The following is a 6,167-nucleotide window of genomic DNA, read 5'->3' on the forward strand; positions in this document are numbered from 1 at the left end:
GTCGATGGCGACTCCACTACGCATCCGCGACAGCGAATCGGCCCTGCGCCGATTCGCCTCGCGGCGCAGCCGGGGTGAGGCCCCCTTCCGCTACGCCGCCACGGGCGCCGGAATCCTGCTGCTGGCGATCATGGCGGCCATCGCCGTCTTCCTGATCATCGAGGCGATTCCGGCCCTCCGCGCCAACAAGGGAGACTTTCTCACCACCCTCACCTGGGAGCCGAACACCAGCCAGTCCTTCGGCATCGCGGCCCTGGCGTTCGGCACCCTGGTCAGCGCGCTCCTCGCCCTGATCATGGCGGTCCCGGTGGCCGTCGGTGTGGCGCTCTTCATCTCCCACTACGCGCCCCGGCGCCTGGCCGGAATCCTGGGATACGTCATCGACCTGCTGGCCGCCGTCCCGAGCGTCGTCTACGGCCTGTGGGGCGTCACGTTCCTCGTCCCGGCCGTCCAGGTGCCGTTCGAGTTCCTCAACGAACATCTGGGCTTCATCCCGCTGTTCGGCGGCGACGCGGTCGCGGGCCGCTCGATGCTGACCGCGTCGATCGTGCTCGCGGTCATGATCCTGCCGATCATCGCGGCGATCTCCCGGGAGGTGTTCCTCCAGGTGCCGAGGACACACGAGGAGGCCGCGCTGGCCCTCGGCGCGACCCGCTGGGAGGTGATCAAGATCGCGGTGCTGCCGTTCGGGCGTCCCGGTGTCATCAGCGCGTCCATGCTCGGCCTGGGGCGTGCCATGGGAGAGACCATCGCCGTCGCGCTCATCTTCCCGGTCACGTTCGGCATCAGCCTCCACATCCTCGCCCCGCAGGGCAACAGCATCGCCGCCAACATCGCCAACGGATTCGGCGAGGCCACCCCGATCGGACGCGGCGCGCTGATCGCCTCGGGCCTGGTGCTGTTCGTCATCACGTTGATCGTGAACATGGGGGCCCGCCTGATCATCGCCCGGCGCAAGGAGTACTCGGGAGCCGGCGCATGACCGCGATCCAGCGCGTCTCCGCCGGCCGGCGGTTCAAGGACCGGCTGGTCCAGACGCTGGTCCACCTGTCGTTCGCCATCGCCGTGGTACCGCTGATCGCGGTCCTGTGGATGGTGGTCAAGAACGGCCTCGCCCGGTTCGACATGGAGTTCCTGACCCACTCCATGCGCAACATCGGCGCCAGGGACGCCGGAGGCGGCGCCTACCACGCCATCCTCGGCACGCTGGAACAGGTCCTGCTGGCCTCGGCCATCTCCGTCCCGATCGGCCTTCTCACTGCGATCTACCTGGTGGAGTACGGTCAGGGCGGGCGGCTGAGCCGGGCGATCAGCTTCTTCGTGGACGTCATGACCGGCATCCCCTCCGTGGTCTCCGGCCTGTTCATCCTGGCCTTCTGGATCCTGGCCCTGGGCATGCCGTTCTCCGGCTTCGCCGGGGCGCTGGCCCTGTCGATCCTGATGATGCCGACGGTGGTCCGCTCCGCCGAGGAGATGCTCCGGCTGGTCCCCGGCGACCTCCGGGAGGCCTCCTACGCGCTGGGCGTGCCGAAGTGGCGGACGATCACCAGAATCGTCCTGCCCACCGCGTTCAGCGGCATCGTGACCGGCGTCATGCTGGCGATCGCCCGGGTCGCCGGCGAGACGGCTCCGCTGCTGCTGACGGTCTTCTTCACCGACTCCATCAACGGCGACCCCTTCAAGGGACCGCAGATGGGGCTGCCGCTCTACGTGTTCGACCAGGCGGCCCGCCCGACGGGCACCGCCATCGACCGGGCGTGGGCCGGAGCGCTCACCCTCATTCTGATCGTCATGCTGCTCAACCTGGTGGCGCGCCTCATCGGCTGGTGGCGCTCGCCTGCCAGGGGCCGATAGGAGGAAATGCCGAAATGAGCCAGCAGATCCAGGTCTCCGGCCTCAACGCGTACTACGGAAAGCACAAGGCGATCGAGGACATCTCGATGACGATCGAGCCCCAGTCGATCACCGCCTTCATCGGCCCCTCGGGGTGCGGCAAGTCGACCTTCCTGCGGACGCTGAACCGCATGCACGAGGTCATCCCCGGCGCGCGCGTGGAGGGCAAGGTCCTGCTCGACGGGGAGGACCTCTACGCCCCCGACGTCGAGCCGGTGTCGGTACGCCGCATGATCGGCATGGTCTTCCAGCGTCCCAACCCGTTTCCCACAATGTCGATCTACGAGAACGTGGCGGCCGGACTCCGCCTCAACGGCAAACACCCCAAGTCCAGGGTCGACGCCGTCGTCGAGGAGTCGCTGAGGGGCGCCAACCTCTGGAACGAGGTCAAGGACCGCCTCAACAGGCCCGGCGCCGGTCTCTCCGGTGGACAGCAGCAGCGCCTGTGCATCGCCAGGGCGATCGCGGTCAGACCCGAGGTCCTCCTGATGGACGAGCCGTGCTCCGCCCTGGACCCGATCTCCACCCTGGCGATCGAGGACCTGATGGCCGAGTTGAAGAACCGGTTCACGATCATCATCGTGACGCACAACATGCAGCAGGCCGCCCGGGTGAGCAACCGCACCGCCTTCTTCAACCTCGCCGGACAGGGACAGCCGGGCCGCGTCATCGAGATGGACGACACCTCGCGGATCTTCACCAACCCCGCGCAGAAGGCAACCGAGGACTACATCACCGGCCGCTTCGGATAGAACAACCGCGTAAGGAGGACCCGGGTGATCCAGCCACAGACGACACCCGAGGTGAACGGGGACACCCGAGCAGCACCCCTGCTGCTGGTGGCCGATCCGGAATCGGCCTTGGTCCGGGGTCTGTCCGACGCCCTCGAACGGGAGGGCATCGAGGTCACGGGCGTGACCGACGGCGCCCAGGCCCTGCTGCAGGCGGGCGCGCTCCACCCCGACGTCGTGCTGGTCAGCGTCTCGCTGCCGGTCGTCGGCGCGGTGGAGTTCATCCGCGCCATACGGCTGACGCGGGCGACCCCCATACTGCTCGGCACGGATGAGAGCCACGCCGAGCAGGCCGTCCAGGCACTCGCGGCCGGGACCACCGCCTGCGTGGCCCGGCCGTACCGGGTGCCCGAACTCCTGCCGCTGGTACACGCCGCGTTCTCGGGAGAGCCGGGAACGCGCCGCACCCTGACAGCCGGCGACGTGGAGCTCGACATACGCGCCTACCAGGTCAGGGTCGGCGGTCGCACCGTCCATCTGCCTCTGCGAGAGTTCGAGCTGCTGCACTATCTGATGCGGAACGCGCACAGCACGGTCACCCGCGAGCAGATCATGCGCCACGTCTGGAACTCCACGGACACCACGTCGACCAACACGATCGCGGTACACATCAAGCGTCTGCGCGCCCGCCTCGGCGACAACGACGATCAGCTGATCAAGACCGTGCGCGGCGTGGGCTACCGGCTCGTCGGCGGGGCGGACTGACCCCCGGCCGCCGCGCATCCCCGACCGCCGCGGAAGGCGGCCAGAACGCGCCTGGCCACACCCTCGACCTTGGCGACGCCCGCGCCCATGGTCAGGCCGTCCTCGGTGAGAACGGCCACCGCGTACCTGTGCCCGGGATCCCTGATCAACCCCACGCTGACGACCACCCACCGCGCATTGGCCACATGACGCAACCAGCCGTTCTTGAGCGACACCCGGCTGTTCTCGCACGCCGCGGCGCTGATCCCCCACCTCTGGGCCGGGGTCACCCGCGCCATCAGCCGGAGCACCCGGCCGCGCTCCTCCGCGGCCAGCGGGCTGCTCCGCCTGACCAGCGCCCGGATCAACCGGACCTGATCCTGCGCGGTGGTCTGGGTGATGCCCCAGCAGTACAGGTTCACGCACCGCCCCGGCGGCGTGTAGGTTCTCTTCAGCCCGAACCTGTGATTCGCCCGAGCCAGACCGGACTCCAGGCCGATGCGCTCATACATCCGATCGGCCGCCGCGTTGTCGCTGAACCGGATCATCCGCCCGGCATCGGCCCTCTCCCGCCCGTTCAACCTCCGCCACGGCGTGCCCAGCAGCATCGCCATCAGGATGCCGACCTTCGAGGTGCTGGCGGTGGGCAGCCGCAGGCCACGGTGGTAGTGGTAGGAACGGCCGGTGTCCAGATCCCGCACCGCCACGGCCACCCGGCCACCGTAACCGGAGAGAAACCGGTCGAGAACGCGGGTGAGCCTCATCATGGAGATCTTCGGCGGCGGGTCGGGCTCGGCCGCCCCGGCGTGCCCGGTGGGCTGCGGGGTAGGCGCCCCGGTAGGCATCCCAGCCCCAAAGGCCGCCCCGGGGGTCACCTCGGAGACCGGCGGCGGGGTTAGCGAGGAGGCCGGCAGCGGAACGGCATCCTGCATGGTGACGTTCCCGGCCGCGCACCCGGACGCCAGGACGGAAACCAGTACGGCCGCGGCCACCCACCGGGACGCTCCCCTCCGGGAAGTCTGCCGGGATCCGGCCGTCTCACCCGCTACAACCATGACCAAGGTCTAGCGCATCGAAGCACGCTCGGACGGTCCCGTGGCGGCGCCCAGCCCGAACAGGGACCAAGTCCTTGACCAGCGGAGACGTCGACCGGATGTCTTTGACGAATCCTCAGCGAGCGTCGGCGAGCAGCCGGGCGACGGAGTCGTCGTCACAGGTGGCCCAGAACTCCCCGACCACGTCTTCGAGGTGCTCCAGCGACTCCGCCCGGAAGAGAACATCCTGATATTTGGTGATGTCGTACTGGGTGGTGCCCATGGCGACGAGATTCAGCGGCCGGATGTCCATCCCCCGGAACTCCTCGATCTCCCCGTAGGAGGACAGGATGCCCGCACCATACGCCCGCAGTTCCCCCCGGTCGGTCATCACACCGAACTCCAGGGTGAACCAGAAGACCTTCGAGACGAACTCCAGCGCGCTCTCACCCTGAACCCGCCGCGCCGCGTTCCCTGCCAGCCGGTAGAGCCTGGAGTACCGGTCGGAGGCAAGCGCGTTGGCATGCCCGATCACCTCGTGGATCACGTCCGGTTCAGGCGTGTAGAGAGGGGTGGAGTGGTGCCGGATGTACTGCGTCGAGTGGAAGTACCCGTCCGCCAGCACGCCGTAGAACTCCCGGAGCGGGACCAGTCCCGCCGCAGGGATGTACCGGAACCCGGTCAGCGGCTCCAGAAGCTCACTGACCTCCTGCAACTGCGGGATCCGGTCAACGGGCAACTCCAGCCGTTCGGCGGCGTCCAGATACTCGACCGTCGCGTACACCCGGTGCTTGAGCGCCAGCTTCCGGCTGACCAGCGTCCACACCTCATGCTCCTGGTCGGTGTACTCAGCCGTCGGAATCGGCGTACCGAGCACATGCCCGACCGCGAGCGCGGCGATGGCGTTACGCCGGGCCCGGTAGACCGGGTCGGCGAAACCGGGGTGACTCGCGGCGAGCCGGACTTCGACTGTGCCGTCGTCACGGGTCGCCACCGGTGCGAAGTACTGTGCTTCTTCGAACATGTATGAAATGACAGCAATATCAGCAATCATTGACAAGAGCGGGCAGTTTCACTGCGCGGTTCGCGCAAGATCGCCTTATCAAACGCGCATGTAGCTAGTCATATCGCCTAACCTGATGAGATGTCGATCGACGACCTGGACAGCCGCCTCCTGGTGACCATGCGTGACAACCCACGCATCGGACTCACCGAACTCGCCCGTCTACTCGGCGTGGCGCGGGGCACCGTACAGGCCCGGGTGGAGAAACTCACCGGCCGAGGTGTGATCGCCGACTTCGGCCCCACCATCGCCCCCGAGGAGATCGGCTACCCGATCCTGGCCTTCGTCTCCCTGCAGATCGCCCAGGGCCGCCTGGCCGAGGCCGTGGAAGCGCTGAAACCCGTACCGGAGATCATCGAGGTATACGGCACCAGCGGTCAGGCCGACCTGCTCTGCCGCGTGGTCGCGCGCAGCACACCGGATCTACAGGAGATCATCGCCCGCATCCTCACCTCACCCGCGGTCCAGCGCACCGACACCACCATTGCCCTGTCCGTGCAGATCCCCTATCGGATCGAACCTCTGCTCCGTGCTGCCCCGGAGATCTGAGCATCCAGAGCCGAGGGAACATCCCCCCGACAACGCGAAAAAGGGCCACCCCCACCAAGGGGGGTGACCCTTCCTCTAAAGATTGTCCGGCGGCGACCTACTCTCCCACACCGTCCCCGGTGCAGTACCATCGGCGCTGAAGAGCTTAACTTC

General features: G+C 67.8%; 7 protein-coding genes and 1 rRNA gene. 5 read left to right on the forward strand and 3 right to left on the reverse strand.

The window, feature by feature from the left end:
* The first annotated feature begins 4 nt into the window (after positions 1 to 4).
* From pstC to ACWEF2_RS09155, 4 genes are read left to right on the forward strand one after another with little or no spacing between them, the layout of a single operon-like run.
* Positions 5 to 982: a phosphate ABC transporter permease subunit PstC gene (gene pstC, locus ACWEF2_RS09140; RefSeq protein WP_453813383.1), complete on the forward strand. Its 978-nt coding sequence runs from the start codon at positions 5 to 7 to the stop codon at positions 980 to 982.
* Positions 979 to 1,854 (forward strand): phosphate ABC transporter permease PstA, encoded by an 876-nt coding sequence (gene pstA / locus ACWEF2_RS09145; protein ID WP_453813385.1) that lies wholly within the window; start codon positions 979 to 981, stop codon positions 1,852 to 1,854. Before pstC ends, pstA begins: the two co-directional genes overlap by 4 nt.
* 14 nt (positions 1,855 to 1,868) lie before the next feature.
* Positions 1,869 to 2,645 (forward strand): phosphate ABC transporter ATP-binding protein PstB, encoded by a 777-nt coding sequence (gene pstB / locus ACWEF2_RS09150; protein ID WP_453813387.1) that lies wholly within the window; start codon positions 1,869 to 1,871, stop codon positions 2,643 to 2,645.
* Positions 2,646 to 2,669: 24 nt separating this feature from the next.
* Entirely contained in the window at positions 2,670 to 3,389 is a 720-nt protein-coding gene (locus ACWEF2_RS09155) for a response regulator transcription factor (protein ID WP_453813389.1), read from the forward strand.
* Here the strand turns inward: ACWEF2_RS09155 and ACWEF2_RS09160 are convergent.
* Positions 3,362 to 4,213, reverse strand: a complete 852-nt coding sequence (locus ACWEF2_RS09160; protein ID WP_453813391.1) for a serine hydrolase — start codon at positions 4,211 to 4,213, stop codon at positions 3,362 to 3,364. The genes ACWEF2_RS09155 and ACWEF2_RS09160 overlap by 28 nt on opposite strands.
* Positions 4,214 to 4,538: 325 nt before the next feature.
* Positions 4,539 to 5,426 (reverse strand): phenylalanine 4-monooxygenase, encoded by an 888-nt coding sequence (locus tag ACWEF2_RS09165; protein ID WP_453813393.1) that lies wholly within the window; start codon positions 5,424 to 5,426, stop codon positions 4,539 to 4,541.
* A gap of 120 nt (positions 5,427 to 5,546) precedes the next feature.
* On the opposite strand from ACWEF2_RS09165, the gene ACWEF2_RS09170 reads away from it, so the two are divergent.
* A complete protein-coding gene (locus ACWEF2_RS09170; protein ID WP_453813395.1) occupies positions 5,547 to 6,014 on the forward strand; it encodes an Lrp/AsnC family transcriptional regulator in 468 nt (155 codons plus the stop codon).
* An 84-nt stretch (positions 6,015 to 6,098) separates the two neighbouring features.
* Here the strand turns inward: ACWEF2_RS09170 and rrf are convergent.
* A 5S ribosomal RNA gene (rrf, locus tag ACWEF2_RS09175) occupies positions 6,099 to 6,167 on the reverse strand; the annotation flags it as partial.

This window comes from Streptosporangium sp. NPDC004631 (assembly GCF_053601935.1).

Coding starts and splice junctions, on each gene's coding strand:
- ACWEF2_RS09160 (WP_453813391.1), bottom strand. CDS start 4,213: ATGCCTACCGGGGCGCCTACCCCGCAGCCCACCGGGCACGCCGGGGCG.
- pstA (WP_453813385.1), top strand. CDS start 979: ATGACCGCGATCCAGCGCGTCTCCGCCGGCCGGCGGTTCAAGGACCGG.
- pstC (WP_453813383.1), top strand. CDS start 5: ATGGCGACTCCACTACGCATCCGCGACAGCGAATCGGCCCTGCGCCGA.
- ACWEF2_RS09165 (WP_453813393.1), bottom strand. CDS start 5,426: ATGTTCGAAGAAGCACAGTACTTCGCACCGGTGGCGACCCGTGACGAC.
- pstB (WP_453813387.1), top strand. CDS start 1,869: ATGAGCCAGCAGATCCAGGTCTCCGGCCTCAACGCGTACTACGGAAAG.
- ACWEF2_RS09170 (WP_453813395.1), top strand. CDS start 5,547: ATGTCGATCGACGACCTGGACAGCCGCCTCCTGGTGACCATGCGTGAC.